A 17,040-nucleotide genomic window follows, 5' to 3' on the forward strand; every position below is an offset into this window, starting at 1 on the left:
CTATTCAAATACTGAGTTTTTTAGTTGTTCTAACGCCTCATCTGTAACATTTAGCGGGATCGCACAATTTGGCGAGAGAATAAAAGGCTGGTTTTTCATTAACGTCAAAGCTTCCTTCGCCTGCTTTTGAATTTGATCTATATTGTTTACTGCAAACAATCCATGATCAACGCCGCCTACTTTAGTAGCTTTAAGATTCGCTTCTAAACCTGGATTGCCTTCGGCTATAGTATCCCAGCTGATCCCATCAATACGATAATCATTGAATTTCTCCGGCTTTGCATGGGCTCCACAGGTATGAAGGATGTTTTTGCCATAACTTGCGGCCTCCAAGACAATAGAATCATAGGGTCTGGACAGCTCATCGAACATCGCTTCGTCAAACAATCCCGGATGTGCTGTACCTGTCACCGCGTAGAACAAACCATCTGAACCCGCATGCTGCAACTCTTGCACATAATCAGCTAAGGTTAATGAAATAGCATGTAACGCATGGTGTGCTGCCGCTCTATGCTCTTTAAACAACGATTCCAAAGTAACAGGCTGCTCAATGCCAAACACTGTTTTTGTTACATATGCAGAACGCCCTACGATAAACAGCAACACCGTTAATGGCGAAAATACGGTTTGGATTAGCGGAGTGTCCGGTAACCCTTGACGAATTTTTCTGACCGCCTCTAAATGCTCCTGCAGAGATGCAGTCTGGGTTGCCTTTTTCACTTCGAGATCCCACAGGTTATCGGCTGTAGGAATAGCAGTCGTCTTCTGTCTTGGAAAGACAGTCTGATAATCCGTAAAGTCATACTGATTACCCCAAGCTTCAGCTAAATAAGTTGCTCTAGGATTAATTTTGACCCAGTCCCAATCATATTTTTTCGTAAACGAAATCGTTGTTGCTGCTAAATCTTCTGCATTTTGTTCCTTGTCAATAAAATGACGCCATCCGCTGACAATGTGACGATCCGCCCGTTCTCCGGACAATATTGCTTTAAACCGATCTTGCTTACTCCATTCACTCATCTGCCAATCCCTCCATGTCTCTGTAATAACTAATAGCGGCGAATTTTTCTTGCCAGCTTGTTACCTAAAGATTGAATGCCTTGCACCAAAATGATGAGAATAAGAACGGTGGCTACCACGACTACGGTGTCAAACCGCTGGTATCCATAGACTATGGCCAAGTTGCCGACTCCGCCGCCGCCTACTGTTCCGGCCATTGCAGTTGCACCTATCAATCCGATCGTTGCTGTTGTCAATGACAGGATTAAGGATCCGACCGCTTCCGGCAACAAAAAGTACCAGATGACTTGAAAGGGAGTAGCTCCCATCGCCTCTGCGGCTTCCAGAATTCCCGGGTTCACTTCAAGCAGCGAGTTCTCTACCAAACGTCCTATATAAGGCGCTATATAGATAATCAGCGGTACAATCGCTGCGCTTGTCCCGATCGAAGTATGAACAATGGCCCGTGTAAACGGAACAATCGCAACCAGCAAAATAATAAAGGGTAGAGAGCGGATAATGTTGATCATCGGATTTATTATGGCGTAAAGGGCTTTGTTCTCCAAAACACCGCCTGGACGAGTAATTACTAGCAATATACCGATTGGAATCCCGAGCAGTGAACCAAGAAACAAGGAAAACCCTACCATTTGAATCGTTTCTATTATGGCCTGTATAAATTGTTCACTTGTTACTGTGGTCGAAAACATAAGATTCTACCTCCTCTACACCGACTCCGCTTCTTTTCAGGAAAGCTAAAGCATTGTTAATCTCTGATTGCTCTCCATTTAATTGAATGATCACTGTTCCGAGTGTCGTTTCTTGAATCTCTGTCATATTCGCAAATAAAATATTGACCTTTATCTCGGAAGAACGAATCATCTCATACAGAACGGGCTCAGATGCACTTTCACCAACAAAACTGAGTTTATAGAGCAGACTTCCATGTTCTGCTTTTATTGATTTTTGAACGCTGGACGTCATGCTGTTTTGAATAACGGTTTTCACAAAATTTTGCGTGGTCTCATGTTTGGGTTGACCGAATACATCCAGCACGCTTCCTTGTTCGATGATCCGCCCCTCTTCCATCACAGCCACCTTGTTGCAAATCTCTTGAATGACAGACATTTCATGCGTAATGATCATCACCGTAATGTTGTATTCCGCATTGATTTTTTTCAAAAGCTGTAAAATAGATCGTGTTGTCTGTGGATCTAAGGCAGAAGTCGCTTCGTCACACAGCAGGATAGACGGATTCGAGGCAAGCGCTCTGGCAATCCCGACCCGCTGCTTCTGTCCACCTGATAATTCACTCGGGTAACTTCCAGCTTTGTCACTTAATCCGACAAACTCAAGCAGCTCCTGTACCCGCTTGCGGATTTCATCTTTATTCTTTTTCAGCAGAACAAGAGGAATCGCGACATTATCAAATACTTTTTTAGATTCTAGCAGGTTAAAATGTTGAAAAATCATGCCGATATTTTTCTTGGCCGCCCGCAGCTCTTTATCGCTGTATGTTCCCAAATCACGCCCGGCTACTAGAACCTGTCCTTTTGTGGGTCTTTCCAAATAATTGACTAAACGGATTAATGTGCTTTTTCCCGCACCACTATAGCCGATAACCCCGAATATATCGCCTTTTTCAACCTTTAAATTGATCCCTTGCAGAGCATCAATCGTAATCTCTTTGCGAGTGAATGTTTTGTACACATTCTTTAATTCAATCATGTTCATTCCCCTCAATCATATTGTAGATTTAAGATTTAGGATTAAGCCTTTTCTTGCAGCTTCTGAAGTGCTTGCTCTGCTAATGAAGCAAAATATTTAGCGGCAGGCAGTATAGCTGCCTCATCAACATCGAATCGGGGGTGATGCAAAGCATAGGCCGGGCCTGTTCCGATATTTACAAAAGCACCCGGTATCTGCTGTAAATAGTATGAGAAATCTTCTCCCCCCATTTGCGGCGGGATATCATGCACATCATATCCGGCTTCTAAGGCGACTTCCTTGGTGAAGTCAGCCCAGTCCCCATGATTGATAGTTGCTGGCGGGCCTGGATACCAATGCAATTGCGCCTCAGCCCCGGCTCCTGCAGCAATCCCTTCGATAATTCGGGTCATTTGTATAGGAATCTGGCGGCGGATCTCTTCATTGTAAGTACGTACCGTACCTTCTAATTCAACTTTTTCCGGCAACACATTCCATGTGAAGCCTCCGTTAATTCTGGTAACACTTAACACAACTGGCTCTAAAGTATTATTTTGGCGGCTTACGATGGTTTGCAGCATTGTAACAATTTGCGCAGCAGTCACAATCGAATCCACACCTTTTTCCGGAGTAGCAGCATGAGCGCCAACGCCTTTTACAGTGATTTCAAACCGGTCAACACCTGCCGTTAAAGCTCCCGATCTCGTTCCAAAAGATCCTGTAGGCAAGTCAGGTGAGTTATGTAAACCGAATATAGCAGCTACATCCTTGAGGCCTCCTGATGCTAAGACACCTTCCGCTCCGTGTCCTGTTTCTTCTGCCGGCTGGAACAAGACTCTAACTCTTCCCGGCAATTCACTTTCACGCTCCTTCAACAACAAGGCAGCGCCTAAGATGGTAGCGGTGTGAAAGTCATGGCCACATGCATGCATTTTTCCTGGAATCTCTGAGGCAAAAGGTAATTCCGTTTGTTCTTCTATCGGAAGTGCATCAATATCACAGCGAATGGCCACAACAGGCCCGTCACCTTGTCCAATCTCTGCGATTAGTCCAGTCTCTAAAGGGAGGTCTAAAATATGTATATTGGCAGTTGTCAGCCATTCGCGCAGTTTCTCTGTTGTTCTGAACTCTTCATATGCCAGCTCTGGTTCTCGATGCAGGTTTCTTCGGACCTCTATCAATTGACTAGCTAAAGCATGATCAATCTTATGCAGTGGCTTCATAGGTGAAGTAATCCCCTTTCGTTATGGACCGATATGGTCTATCTCGTTTTCTTCCATCCCTTTGATTCGCGCAAGCGCAGTAGATAAGCTGCTTAGAATATGATCCCGCATTGCTTTTTCTGCACCATCTTCATTTTTGTCAGCTATCATTTGCAGGATATAATTATGTTCTTCATCCGCCTGTGTGTTCCAATCTCCATGCATGGAGACATAGCGACAGTAGCGAAGCGAATGATCTCTTAATTGATTCAGAACTTTCTCAAAGGTCCTAAGTTCACTGATTTCAGATAAATAATCATGGAACTCAAAGCCATAGGATACAAAATCCTGTTTGTCACCTAACTGGAAGGAATGTTTGATTCGCTCCATCATCGTCGTTAAATGTAGAATATCTTTATCAGTAGCATGCTTAGCTGCACTTCTTGCAATATAGCCTTCAAGCATGCTGCGAATCAGAAATACCTCTTCCACCTCTTTGATAGTTACGGAGGCTACCCGCAACCTGCCATTCGGCTGACGAACGAGAAAATCCTCATTCTCCAATCTCTGAATGGCCTCTCTTAAAGGAGTCCGGCTGACCCCGAGCAACGCCGCCAAATTTTCTTCATTTACCGCTTGATTCGGCTCTAACTCACTATCAATAATTTTTTGTTTTAATGCATAGTAGGTATTATCCTTTGACAACCTTCGTGATCGTATCACCATACCTATATTGCTCCTCATCGATAATTTGAGAGTGGCTTTAAATATATTTGTATAATTGTATACAATTGAGCGTTTTGCATAATTCATACTTCGTTTCAGAGTCATGTTCAGATCACAGCGAAATTCCAGTTTTGTGAGAGCTGAGCTATAAATAGGCAGACGGGCAGAATTTCGGTGAAGCTGAAGTTTTTAAGCGGCGTTGTAAATTCGTTGCTTCGCGATGGCGAGTGCAGAGGCAAGTAACACAATCGCATTCAAATATTGGTGGGTTGTCACTTTTTGAATCCCCCAGCCATGGGGCTGATTTGCGGTCAAATAGGTCTTCATTCGAGAATTGCAGCGTTCCACACTGGTTCGTTTATTGTAAAGCTCCTTCCAGCCTCGGCTTTCCCGATGCGGTAACGCATAGCGCCGGAGATCCGTTTGACTGTTGGTTTTGACCACCATTCCATAATTGGAGGACGAACAAGCGGCCATGCCTAAAGGACAATCCACTTGACCTGTCGCATGCGGACAACGGAATTTCAAATGTACCTTTTCGTGTCCCCAATACGTCATGGGAAAACCCATCGAACAACAGGGCGTGCCTTTTCGTGTGATCCCTGCTGGCGGTTCCTTTTCATTTCGGGGATTCAGCGGAATAATGGCTTGTGCCTTGACGCTCCGGGCTGCCTCGTAGTTTTTCATTTGGTCATAGCCCGCATCCAGCATGAAGAATTTCGTTTTGGATTTCGCAGCGATAAACGCCATAAGCGCAGGCCCTTCGTCTCCGTCGTTCACATGGGCAGGGGTCACCTTGAGCGCCATGGGAAGTTCACTCTTGGCATCGACGGCCAGATGCAATTTATAGCCAAACCACTTGACCTTGTTGCCAAAGGTGTCAAACTTTGCACCCCAGTTGGCATTGCCGGTGAGTTCGCTTTTTCGCTTGGGTTGTTTTTTCTCGTAGGCGTCAATGGCTGCGCTGTCGATGGCGACATGAGTGCCGTCGATGATTCCAGCCTCTTGACACTGAGCCACAAGATCCTCAAACAACCGCTGGGCAAGGCCTTTGTGAGTCAACCCGGCGAAGACTCGGCTTAACGTAGAAATGGAAGGGGCAGGACGATCCAACCGAAGCCCACATTGGTAACGGAAACGAAGGTCAAACTCCAGTCTGCGTTGTAGGCCGCTAAACGTATCGATGTTCTCTAAGGGAGCCGCGAGTAACGCGCGAAGAATGCCTTGACGACAGTGCCCATCCGCTCCTCGGGGTGAGCGATTTCTCAATTCTCTCGCGTAAGGTCGCAGGTCGAGTGCGCTGAAAAAGATAGGCAGTCGTTCTTTAGATTCGATTCTTTGAAGCTCCTCAAAGGAAAAAAGACTTTCTTGGAGAATATACAAAGGGGGCTTCCTCCTCTTGAGTGTTTTGGTTTGGTCACCAAAAAACTTCTCCAAGTTGGGGTGAAGTCCTTTTTTATACCCAAAATTCCTTTGTGTAACAAGGGCTTAGATTAATGCAAAATGCTCAATTATTAAATTAATAGATTAAATAGATGATTATTTTAAAACACGTCTCTGTTTTTCAAGCTTTTTTCATACTATAAACCTATTATTCCCCCTAGTCAAGTGGGTATTATGGGTGAATAAAAACTGTCATATATCTTTCATTAATTTTTAATCCACCGATCGTTACTTCAGCAAAAAGAGCACAGCCGCAACAAAAAAGCCCATGTGACAATCCACATGGGCTGCTTGCTTAGATTCAGTTAAAGTCATCCGCACGGGGTTCAACAAGCCATAATACTCCTTCCTACTATATCCACAATATTGATTTCAACAAAAAAACTGTATAGTAAGGTCAATATCTATCTCATACATTTAGTATATTGTATAAAATAGAAACAACTATGTAGGAGCGATGAAAGTGAAAAGATTTTACATAATAATTACTTTAGTTTCTTTTGTTGTGTTCTCGTTCTTAATCTTACGAACTTATGAAAAAGAAATTTTCGGGTTCAATCAAATATCTTCTAAAGAATATGATGGGAACAACGTGGAAATCAAGCGAGATAAATATAACTTGCGGAATTTTGAGTGGTCCGGAATCTTTCCTTTATACGGCGGCTTTATCTCTGATCCTCATTTTTTGTATTCGGAGCCCGTTGATGTAAAAGAGTATCTGTCTTCAGTTTTCCATGATAAGAGTGTTAGATACCAGTTAATCGATGTTAATCCTTTTTTCAATAACAAAACCAGCGAAAATATATTAGCTATGGAAATTGAAGGGTTTCCATATGAATATAGGCTTAGAGTTCCCGAAGACTCATATCTTAGTACTTTACAACATGATGAACCAATGAGCGTATTTCTTTATAACGAAGATACCTTATATTTTGTTCTGCAGTACGGGTTCTCGGAGGGGGAATTTCTGATCTATGAGGTTGGTTCCCCTTTCGCTGAAGATAAAGAGCTTAATTATGAATTAATTGATATTAGGGAAAGTCGTATCCCAGAATCTTTAGATTTCCCTCTTTCGCAAGATCAAATTGACAAGCTAATAACACATACTTATAGTTCATTCTATCAGTTGTATACACAATATTTGAATCCAGATTATGCAAAGAATCAGGTGGAAGCGCAAAAGGACAGCCGCATACACCTACCCGTGTATTACGGCGCTAATTTGAATATTAATCGTAACGAAATGAAGAGTATTCGTAATGAAGAGTTTAATTTAAGAGTTCAAAATCGATATGAGTTTATAACATCACGTCAAAATGTCGAAATTACGAATTCCCCGGATTATGAAAAAATTACTATAAAATCATTGCATAGCAACTACTATGATTTTTCGTTCCTTGGTGATTCGTTTGAGTCATCAGAGTTCTCTATTCGTAATGAAACAAAGCTTGTCCTCATTGACCATGATTACAGAGACAGGTTGTTAAGTTATATAGATCAATATAAAAAGCTGCGTAAAAATGAGACCAAAACAACTTCTTATTTTACAGAAAAGACTCCTTTTAAGGTTGAAATCATTACACAATTTAACGATGAAATGACTATCGATAGATCGGTTTTATCTGCATTGATATTTCCTAATGCCTTTCCTCAGACAAGAAAATCAATGAATTCAACCGAATATGCTTTGCCAAACAACGCATTTGAGCATTTATTTATTTTGGATTTTAACGATGGATATTCATTAAAGCTCTCCTATACTGAAGTACAAAAGCTAGAAGATTATTTAAGGGAAATTAAATAGGGAGGGGCTAAGAATCCCCTATCAGTAAAAGAGACCAAAAGACACTAACGCAGGTTAGTGTCTTTGTCTGTTCATAGCTTGCAATTTTATCATTACATCGAAATAGGGCCCACTACTGGATGAGGAACATATGGCTCTTCCAGCGACGCAATTTCTTCAGCTGTTAACGTAATGGAAAGAGCGGCTACGGCATCTTCAAGGTGAGACATTTTCGTGGCACCGATAATCGGGGCTGTTATTGGTGCTTTCTGCAACACCCAGGCAAGTGCAATTTGAGCGCGGGGAACACCACGGTGCTCTGCGATTGCTGCAACTTTCTCTACAATTAACCGGTCCGTATTCGCAGTCGCATCATATTTAGATTTCTGGACTTGGTCGGTTTCGGAGCGATGTGTGGTTTCCGACCAATCACGGGTCAATCTCCCTGATGCAAGTGGGCTATATGGAATCACAGCGATTTTTTCTTCCTTACAAAGCGGCAGCATCTCTCTCTCCTCTTCACGGTATACGAGGTTTAGATGATTCTGCATGGATACAAACTTAGTCCATCCATTGTTCTCAGCTACATGTAATGCCTTTAGAAACTGCCAAGCGAACATGGCAGAAGCACCAATATATCTTGCCTTCCCGGCCTTGACAACATCATGCAAGGCTTCCATCGTTTCTTCAATGGGAGTATTGAAATCCCAGCGGTGAATCTGGTATAGATCCACATAATCTGTTCCCAGTCTCTTGAGACTCTTGTCTATTTCACTCATGATCGCCTTTCGGGAGAGTCCGGCACCGTTTGGACCTTGATGCATCCGGAAATGAACTTTCGTCGCCAGGACAATTTCATCTCGATTAGCATAATCCTTTAAAACCCGTCCAACGATTTCCTCGCTTGTTCCGTCTGAATATACATTTGCTGTATCAAAAAAATTGATCCCATTCTCCAGAGCTTGTTTAATAATGGGACGACTCCGCTCTTCATCAAGGACCCATGGATGGACCCATCGTTCTGCTTCACCAAAGCTCATACAACCCAGACATAGCCGAGAGACATCCAAACCAGTATTTCCGAGTTTCACATATTCCATTTGATTGTTCCCCACTTCCCCATAGATATTGTTTCCTTCAAATGTAGTTTACTCCTTGGAGTTAACTCCAAAGCAAGCGATTTTATTACATGCTGCGGATGAATAGATGTCTTCATTGACCATAGCCGCTAAGCGCGGTAATCGTTACGCTTAATAGAGCAAAAACAATATAGAGAGGATGAACCTGATGTTGGAACACCATAGACAGACATTGGAGAATTTCGTGAACAAGCTGAAAGTTGACGCTTCTTGTCTGGCGGTCATCACCTCTGGGTCGGTTGCCCGGGACCGGGTGAAGGAAACTTCCGATGTGGATGTCCATCTGGTGGTAACTGATGAATCCTACGAAGCGCATGCAAGAAACAACAACCTGTCTTATGTGGACCGGGAGGCCAGCATATATGAAGGCGGGTACGTGGATGTGAAGGTGATTAATCTCCGCTTTCTGGAGCTGGCCGCTGAGCGCGGTAACGAGACGACGCGGTATGCGTTTACCGGTTCACATGTGCTTTTCTCAAGAATGCCTGAACTGGAGCGTCTTGTAGCTCGAATCCCCATTTATCCCGAAGGGAACCGTGAGCGCAATTTGCGGGACTTCAGCGCGCAGATTCACCTGTATGCTTTTTATTTCGCCAAGGAAGCCGCCAAAAATAACGATGCCTATCTAATGGCGCATACGGTAAGCAATCTTGTATTTTACAGCGGGCGGATGATCCTGGCCTATAACCGTATGCTCTTCCCCAGCCACAAGGCCTTGCTTGATACGGTCGAGACTGCGCCGCACAAACCGGAGGATTTCAAACAGCGGGCTACAGAGCTTCTACTCAATCCGAATGTCAATAAAAGCACACGGTTTGCAGCGATGATGCTCTCTTTCCACAACCCCGGGCTTTCCTCTGACCAGGCACTGGGAATCTATGTAAAGAACAATGAGCGCAACTGGATAGACCATCCGCCTCCCTTGTCAGACCGTTAATCCGCACACAAAAAACAGTCTGATCCCTGGACCAGCAGTTCTGGCCACCGGATGCAGACTGTTTTCTTATTTACCTATAGCTCCAGGCCTGTTGGGCCACAGCCATCATTCGCGCTTGAAGAGTTACCCGTTCCAAGGAATACTCCAGTCCAGCTTCACGGGTCCCGTCCATTATTTCAGCGAAAGCTCGAAGCTGGTTCACGTAATAATTCATTGGTTCAAAATCTTGAACTGTACTGCGGTCATCCGGCAGATCATGGCGTATTTTCATAGGATAGAATCCTTTGAGCGGCCGTAAGAAATCGGGTACCGTCAGCACCGTCTGATCAAAATAAAGGGTATGCGAGGCACGGTAAGGCAGCTCAAAGGAGATCAGACATTCCGCATCCAGCCCGCTGTCATACTTAAGCGATGCCTGAAAGGTCCAGTCGCAGCCGTCCGGACCGTCAAATTGCGACTGCCCGGAGATTTGCACATGTTGAAGCCCTACTATGTTCTCCACGAACTGTAGCCAGTAACAGCCCAGGTCGGCAAAGGCACCGCCGCCTTTTGACTTGATGCTGCGGTAATTCCCGGTATGTTGGTCCTTGGCAGGAATGGTTATACGGGTCTTCAGACTGCGCAGCTGGCCATATTGACCAGAATCAATGATGGATTTGAGCGCCTGCTGCCAAGGATGATGGGCCACCATCAGGCCTTCGACTAGCTTGTGGGCTGCAGGCTGTGCCGAAGCCGTCCTCAATTGTTCCGCCTCTACGGGAGTCAAGGCGATTGGCTTCTCGACCAGCACATGCTTGCCAGCCGCCAGTGCCTTGAGGGCCCACTCTGCATGAAGATCGTTGCTGAGAGCGATATATACCGCATCCAGCTCCTTCATTTCCAGCAACGCCTCAAGACTGCCTGCAACTTGGGGGATGTTGTATGCGTGAGCCAGTTCCACGGCCTTCACCGGAGTGCGGTTGGCAATAGCGGATACGGTAATATCATCAACATAACGAGCCGGTTCCAGCAGAGCAGGCCTGATGATATTAGAAGCACCGAGAATGCCGAGCTTGTAAGAGTGTGTCCCGCCTTCAATCCTCATACATGTGTCAGTGCCGAATAGGTATTCAGGTACAGCACATTGCACTTGGAGCAGGCCGGGGACAACCCTTCATCCAGAATCCGCCGCAGCCGGTCATAACGCTCGGAGTTCCAAATATCTGTTAGCGTTTGTTCGTTTACATTGCCGATGGACAACTCAGAAAAGAACTTGCAGGCGCTCACATCGCCATTCGGGGCAATATCGACCCGGGTGCTAAGCGCCAGACATTTCGAGGTGCTGCGGGACGCCATCGGCTTGCCGGCCACGAAATCCTCAATCTCATCGAAGTCCAGTCCCGGCTGGTAACGGATGCGGGTATTTTTCCAGGTGTGGGCATTGATCCGTTTCAGGTCTTCCGTCAGCTTGACCACATTGTCAGGTTTGATATGATACTTGAAGGCATGCCAGCTGCTGCGGTGGTCCAGGCTCAGCTCGGCAAGCCATTGGAAGCGCTCGTCATAGAACCGGTCCATTTCCAGACTGGTCTCACTGGATATATACCAGGGGAAGCAGAGCAGCACCAGATCGACACCCTTTTGCTCAAAGTATTCCACCATTTCGTATAGCTTGCCGATCATATTGTCATTGATCACATTATGCACCGATATTCTGCCTCTGAACTTCCCTTGCTCCCGCAAGGCAAGCAGCCGGTCCACAGCCTCGACCACTTTTTGAAAAGAGCCTTTCCCCCGCAACAGATCATGTTCTTCCTCGAAGCCCTCAATCGGGATCAGCAGTTCCAGATTGTCCGAGATCGCACACAGCTCCTCTTCATATTTAGAGAGAAGAAGGGCATTGGTGCAAATCGTCGTATCTCTGGGATGCGCCTTGAGCAGCTCCAGAATTTGCTGTGTATCGCGGTGAAACAACGGCTCTCCGCCCCACAAGTACAGCCTGGACTGTGCTTCATCGGTCTCCTCCAGCAGTTCGCGGATCATGTCCAGCCTCATGTCGAGATTCTGTTCGGCCTTGTCCATATCATGGTGATAGCCGGATTCATTCCACTGATAGCAATGCTTGCAACGAAGATTACAACGGTTAGTCAGCTTGAGCGACATAATTTCCGGCATCACCGTCTTGAAGCCGGGATCAAGCTTCCGCTCTCTATGAGGAACGACTACATTTTTGATGGTGCGTTTCAGCGCTTCAAAGGACTTGGCGTCCAGCGCTACTTTGCTGCTTGGTTGCATTAGCTTCTCCCTTCTGCTGCATACAGACGTTCTGCATAGCTCTTGGCATAATCAGGATACCGTTCTCTGGACGTTAGGATGTTCTCCGATAACCTCCGCAGCAGTTCACGGTCAAAGCCAGCCTGCTTCCACTCCTCATAACGGATACCGAAGCCAAGCCCGACCCAGAGATCACTGTTGATTTGCTCGTGGGGACCGAATGGGTCCAGCAGCACGAGCGGAGTCCCGGAAGACAGTGAATCGACCAAGGCACCACCACCCGGCTTACTGATGACTGCAGAGGCCTGGCGGATAACACCATACATGCCTTCTGGATAATTCTGACAAGGCGGGAACCGGTTCTCCCCGCTGCCGCTCACCTTGGCAAAGGGAGGGAAGCTGTAGTGTCCGCTGCTGTCACGGAGCCATGTCCTCCACTGCGGGTCATTCATATAGTAATGTCTTCCGTGGATTTCTTCGCCGATCTCCTCATTGCTGTAAGCAGCTATATCAAGCAGGTAGCCCGCTGCCTCCAGCTCAGCAAATTTCTCGCGGAATGTTCCGATTCCCCAACCTCCGCCATGCACAACCAATCGGCCATTCCTTGCCGGCATGGGCAGCGGCTCGATACCCGTGTCAATTCTGCACAGCACCTTCCGATTCACAAGGTCATACATGTTCACTTCATGGTAGCCCTGCGCATACCCGGGGTTCAGTCTGCGGAGGTTCTTCCAGGAAGGAGAGAGGTCCGCATCGATGTAGAGCAAATCGGCCAAGACTTCATAAGCCGCCGTTTCCCGGTACATATCCAGTACATGAACCCAGTGTCCGGAGAGTGTAATGAAATGCTGCCTTCCTTCCCCGCGCCAACGTTCAAATAGAGCTTTAACCACAGTGGGGTCAAGGCTGTTGCGGATATCCCCCGGTATTTTTTGCGAAGTCAGCGCCACGGCAAAATTCTCCCTGTAAGCTTTGCGGCTGTTATCTGTCGTCTTCTTCTTATCCTCAAACATTAAGGTTTCGAAGACCTCCACCTCCGCCTTGATTCCCAAAACCTTCAGCGCCCGTTCAATCAGCAGGCCAGGGACATAAAAGCCCAGCCCAAAGCCAGAACATAGTATTGTCACTGTATCCTTCATTGGCTGCTTCCCTTCATTTCCGCAAAATAGTATATCCGCTGCTTTGCAGCGCCTCGTCCAGCTTGACCGACAGCTCCTTCTTATGCGCAGTATCGCGGTAAGCAAGTGCCGCATACAGCTTGCCTTTGGTGCCTGCGGAGTGCTCCTTGCCCGGCGGATGAAGCGTTCCTGAAGTTAAAGGAATCACGCCTTCCCCGTTTTCCGCGCCGAACAGAATATTCGCTTGCTCCAAATGCTGCAGCAGCACTTCATAAGAGGCTTGCCCCATAGAAACCAGCGGGACCTGAATCAGAACTGTATGGATGTCTTCCCGGTTCAGATACCGGTCTACGCTGTGCTTGATCAGACTCATCGATTTCCGTGCGTTAATCTCGACCAGAGGCGCGATTGAGCCGTCGCGCAGCAGCATCGAATCCACACAGACATCGCCATAATAGCCATCCTTGTAGAGATTTCTCCCTATACTGTGCATGATTTCACAATAATTCTCCTGCTCCAGCCTATCCAGCAGCGCTTTGCCGGGAGACTGTGATTCTCCGAAGGCAAACCCGTTGTTCACCAGTTGCTGCACAGACACAATGGAGATTGCACCTGCTTGGTCAATATGAAATTGACAGGAGAAGTCCATTTCGCGGTCGAGCAGCCGCTCCAGTACAAAACGGATTCGCTTCTCCTTATTCCTGCCGGATTCCAGATACCCGGCAATTCTGCGCAGGGTCCGCTCGGAATCTACCAGCTGGTTTCCTTTGCCGGAAACACCATACTCATCCTTAATCAGGAATGGGCCCTTCTCCAGCATTTGCAGCCCGGTATTCAGCAATTCCTGGACGCTGTCAACTGCTAATCCTACGTTCGGCAACGACAATCGGTCCCGCATAGCAATCGAGTAGGATTTGGTGTTCACGCTGCGAACCGTCTGCTCGTCCGGCAGTTCAGGCTGAAGGCGGTAGCGCCTTAGGGCATTCTGTGTTCCGGGAAGCACGGCAAAAGGGGAAAGCGACGCTCCCCCGGGTATCATCCTGGCTAATGGGCCTTCCGGGTCCAGTCTGTCCAGCAGCTCAAATATATTCAGACTCTCCTGTGCAGCACCTTCCTCTTGCAATGTCATCGGATACACATTGGTAGTGAATGCGTAGCCGAGGGAATGCAAATAATCGACCTGCGCTTTGTTCATGCCGTAACGGGTCAGCAGAACATCGCCGCTGCCGCAGAATACAAACAGCATTTCATCCATAGCCTGTACAATGGACATCCCGCTCAGGTCGGGAATGGAAGGCAGCGCGGCGAGGTCTTTCTCCCGCCAGTACCGTTCCGACTCAAAGCTGCCGCAATGCACCGTAGTCTTCATTGTCCGGTAAGCCCGGCAACATAACCCGTGAAACGGTCTACCGATTTCAAATGCTCCAGATCAAAGGTATCGAAATCAACTTCGATATTGAACTCGTCTTCGATCCTAAGAATAAAATTAATAATCTGGAGAGAATCCAGAGCAGCGTCAATCGTCAAATCGGAGCTGCCGTCAAGCGTTTGCAACAACGCTGGATCCTCCTTGATTTCCGCTATGATTTCAATAACTTTTTGCTGCATGTGTATACTCCTTTCTCTGTGCTTACTTGGATGGAATGAAAAGAATATACCAAATTTAAAACTGTTAATATATGGTTGAATGCGCCAAAATATTCAGTTATACTAGATGGATTCCAGACTACTAATCTTACTTATTCTTCTACTTCTAGCTGAAACGGAGGTTCGTCTATGGAGGTTTTTCCGGTAGTTGCTGGGGAATATCTATTTGACACAAATTCACCGGTTCAAGTGTTGCTGACCGAAGAATCGCTCACTTCTGTTCTCCACCAGCATGATTTCATGGAGATCGCATATGTGCTTGAGGGAGAGGGCATTCAGCTTATCGCCGGGGACAAGATACAGGTTGCAAAAGGTGATCTGTTTGTCATCCCGCCTGAGGTATCCCATGTGTTCCAGCCCCGGGATCTGAGTGGAATACAGCCGCTGCGGATCTTGAACTGTATGCTGAGTCCTGAGGTATTCAAGCTTCCTGCCGCTTTGCCGGCGCTCTTCACGGGGCTGTTCGATGAAGAACAGCAACTCCGGTTGCGGTTGCGGTTGCTGAAAGAACAGAAATCCTGGTTCGGATACCATGGGCAGGGAATGGAACTGGAGGTCTTGTTCCGCCGCATGCAGGAGTTACATAACAACAGCCCATCGGCAGATCCACTGAGGCTGTATCCCTTATTATTTGAACTTCTAAGGATTGTCGAGCCTTGTGCGGGTGTTCCTTTCTCAGACCGTTTACAGCAGGCAGATGATCCGCTGCATGATGTAATTCTATATATGGTCAGCAATTTTAAGCAGAGAATTTCATTGAAGGAGATCAGCCGCTATATTTCCATGAGCTCACGCCAGTTTCAAAGACTGTTCAAGCTGAAGACCGGCAAATCCTATATCCAGGTGTTTCAGGAAATACGTATGAAATACAGCTGTGCACTGCTGATGTTCACAGACTTCGGCATTCAGAAGATTGCGCTTGAGGTCGGGATTGGAGATATGAAATACTTCTACCGTTTGTTCCGCGAATACAGCGGGATGACACCGGGGAATTACCGCAATTGGGGGCACAGTCATTTCTCAGTTGGCAAGGAGATGATAAGTTTTGCTGAACATCCTGCCCGTTAAAAGCACCCCCTACCCTACGCTTCGCAGCTGTATCGATGACTGTATCCAATCAGTGGCTGAATGGCAGGGTAAAGACAGCAAGTACATGTACGGCAATGCCTGGCAGTTCTCCTTCAAGCAACAACGGTCTTCAGAACAGTCCATCATCGACCGGGTATCTACTCCGCGAATCAGCAAGGAGTATCTGGCGGCTTATCATGGGATAAATTTCACATATATTAACCGGGAAGAGCCGGCGATGGACAAGTCTTTTTTGCTTGAAATGCTGGAGAAACGGCTCGCTGGCGGCATGCCTGTTCTGGTAGGATTCGATTCCTATAGCTGCCCCTGGTGTCTGGCCTACCGTAGGCTGCATACTTCACATGCCTGTCTGGCTGTAGGCGTCGATCGTTCAAGCCGGAAGATTTATTTAACGGATGGCTACTACGGCCGTCCCCTGGAAACGGTGGATTTGGATGAATGGGAGTCCGCCTGCCATTTCTTCGCAGAGTTCAGCCTGTGCGAACCATCGCGCCCCCTTGGGCAATGGCGCCTTGCCCTTGAGCATACGCTGCTGAATCAAGAGCATGAAGTCCAGCCGCTCCAGGTTGCGGAGCATCTAAGGGCCTATGCTGATGCCTACCTCGAGACAGGAATAATCGCCGAGAATCCCGAGGAATATAGTGCCTATTTCTTGCTGGCTGCCAACACCCTTCCGATCACACGGATAAGGTACAGCCTTTTCCTGAGTGCCATTTCCGCTGATCAAGAAGTGCCTGAGCTTACCCGGATTGCCGAGGGCTACCGGATTGCCGGGGAGATGTGGAATATGGTGAATCAATTTATGATAAAGGTGATGCGTTCGGGTAACAAACCGGCACAACGCGGCAAAATCCATAAGAAAATGCTTGAAATCATTCACTCGGAAGAAGAGCTGCTGCTTGAGCTGGTGCAATTAGTGAACCAACCCGCATTCAAGAGTTAGATTTCCCATAGACACCACTACAAATAGACCGCTCCTTATTAGGAACGGTCTTCT

General features: G+C 46.8%; 16 protein-coding genes. 4 read left to right on the forward strand and 12 right to left on the reverse strand.

Going from position 1 to position 17,040, the window contains the following annotated elements; translation table 11 throughout:
- From MHI45_RS05005 to MHI45_RS05030, 6 genes are all read right to left on the reverse strand, one after another.
- A complete protein-coding gene (locus tag MHI45_RS05005) occupies window positions 1-1,020 on the reverse strand; it encodes a uroporphyrinogen decarboxylase family protein (RefSeq protein WP_076114500.1) in 1,020 nt (339 codons plus the stop codon).
- 29 nt (window positions 1,021-1,049) lie between these two features.
- Entirely contained in the window at window positions 1,050-1,709 is a 660-nt protein-coding gene (locus tag MHI45_RS05010) for a methionine ABC transporter permease (RefSeq protein ID WP_076114499.1), read from the reverse strand.
- Window positions 1,684-2,727 carry a methionine ABC transporter ATP-binding protein gene (locus tag MHI45_RS05015; RefSeq protein ID WP_076114498.1) on the reverse strand — a complete coding sequence of 348 codons (1,044 nt, stop codon included), beginning with the start codon at window positions 2,725-2,727 and terminating at the stop codon, window positions 1,684-1,686. Before MHI45_RS05015 ends, MHI45_RS05010 begins: the two co-directional genes overlap by 26 nt.
- Window positions 2,728-2,768: 41 nt before the next feature.
- Window positions 2,769-3,920, reverse strand: a complete 1,152-nt coding sequence (locus MHI45_RS05020) for an amidohydrolase (RefSeq protein ID WP_439823201.1) — start codon at window positions 3,918-3,920, stop codon at window positions 2,769-2,771.
- A gap of 30 nt (window positions 3,921-3,950) precedes the next feature.
- Entirely contained in the window at window positions 3,951-4,634 is a 684-nt protein-coding gene (locus tag MHI45_RS05025; RefSeq protein WP_076114509.1) for a GntR family transcriptional regulator, read from the reverse strand.
- Window positions 4,635-4,823: 189 nt separating this feature from the next.
- Window positions 4,824-6,017 carry a transposase gene (locus MHI45_RS05030; protein ID WP_341118914.1) on the reverse strand — a complete coding sequence of 398 codons (1,194 nt, stop codon included), beginning with the start codon at window positions 6,015-6,017 and terminating at the stop codon, window positions 4,824-4,826.
- Between the two features lie 523 nt (window positions 6,018-6,540).
- Here MHI45_RS05030 and MHI45_RS05035 point away from each other — a divergent pair.
- Window positions 6,541-7,881 carry a hypothetical protein gene (locus tag MHI45_RS05035; protein WP_076114446.1) on the forward strand — a complete coding sequence of 447 codons (1,341 nt, stop codon included), beginning with the start codon at window positions 6,541-6,543 and terminating at the stop codon, window positions 7,879-7,881.
- Window positions 7,882-7,973: 92 nt separating this feature from the next.
- Here MHI45_RS05035 and MHI45_RS05040 read toward each other — a convergent pair whose 3' ends face one another.
- A complete protein-coding gene (locus MHI45_RS05040) occupies window positions 7,974-8,960 on the reverse strand; it encodes an aldo/keto reductase (protein WP_076114447.1) in 987 nt (328 codons plus the stop codon).
- Window positions 8,961-9,183: 223 nt separating this feature from the next.
- On the opposite strand from MHI45_RS05040, the gene MHI45_RS05045 reads away from it, so the two are divergent.
- Entirely contained in the window at window positions 9,184-9,936 is a 753-nt protein-coding gene (locus MHI45_RS05045; protein ID WP_144024506.1) for a nucleotidyltransferase domain-containing protein, read from the forward strand.
- A 70-nt stretch (window positions 9,937-10,006) separates the two neighbouring features.
- Here the strand turns inward: MHI45_RS05045 and MHI45_RS05050 are convergent, their stop codons facing one another.
- The 5 genes from MHI45_RS05050 to MHI45_RS05070 are packed head-to-tail and all read right to left on the reverse strand — an operon-like array spanning window position 10,007 to window position 14,915.
- Window positions 10,007-11,020, reverse strand: a complete 1,014-nt coding sequence (locus tag MHI45_RS05050; RefSeq protein WP_076114449.1) for a Gfo/Idh/MocA family protein — start codon at window positions 11,018-11,020, stop codon at window positions 10,007-10,009.
- Window positions 11,017-12,210: a radical SAM/SPASM domain-containing protein gene (locus MHI45_RS05055; RefSeq protein WP_076114450.1), complete on the reverse strand. Its 1,194-nt coding sequence runs from the start codon at window positions 12,208-12,210 to the stop codon at window positions 11,017-11,019. The genes MHI45_RS05050 and MHI45_RS05055 overlap by 4 nt, the downstream gene beginning before the upstream one ends.
- Window positions 12,210-13,328 (reverse strand): hypothetical protein, encoded by a 1,119-nt coding sequence (locus MHI45_RS05060; protein WP_076114451.1) that lies wholly within the window; start codon window positions 13,326-13,328, stop codon window positions 12,210-12,212. The genes MHI45_RS05055 and MHI45_RS05060 overlap by 1 nt, the downstream gene beginning before the upstream one ends.
- A 13-nt stretch (window positions 13,329-13,341) precedes the next feature.
- Window positions 13,342-14,676 (reverse strand): hypothetical protein, encoded by a 1,335-nt coding sequence (locus MHI45_RS05065; RefSeq protein WP_076114452.1) that lies wholly within the window; start codon window positions 14,674-14,676, stop codon window positions 13,342-13,344.
- Window positions 14,673-14,915, reverse strand: a complete 243-nt coding sequence (locus MHI45_RS05070; RefSeq protein ID WP_038593838.1) for an acyl carrier protein — start codon at window positions 14,913-14,915, stop codon at window positions 14,673-14,675. The genes MHI45_RS05065 and MHI45_RS05070 overlap by 4 nt, the downstream gene beginning before the upstream one ends.
- A gap of 168 nt (window positions 14,916-15,083) precedes the next feature.
- On the opposite strand from MHI45_RS05070, the gene MHI45_RS05075 reads away from it, so the two are divergent.
- Window positions 15,084-16,022, forward strand: coding sequence for an AraC family transcriptional regulator (locus MHI45_RS05075; protein WP_076114453.1), 939 nt, complete (start codon window positions 15,084-15,086; stop codon window positions 16,020-16,022).
- Window positions 16,000-16,986, forward strand: coding sequence for a BtrH N-terminal domain-containing protein (locus MHI45_RS05080; protein ID WP_076114454.1), 987 nt, complete (start codon window positions 16,000-16,002; stop codon window positions 16,984-16,986). The genes MHI45_RS05075 and MHI45_RS05080 overlap by 23 nt, the downstream gene beginning before the upstream one ends.
- The last annotated feature ends 54 nt before the right edge of the window (window positions 16,987-17,040 follow it).

Origin of the sequence: Paenibacillus sp. FSL H3-0321 (assembly GCF_038002865.1) — a bacterium.
GTDB lineage: Bacteria > Bacillota > Bacilli > Paenibacillales > Paenibacillaceae > Paenibacillus_AQ.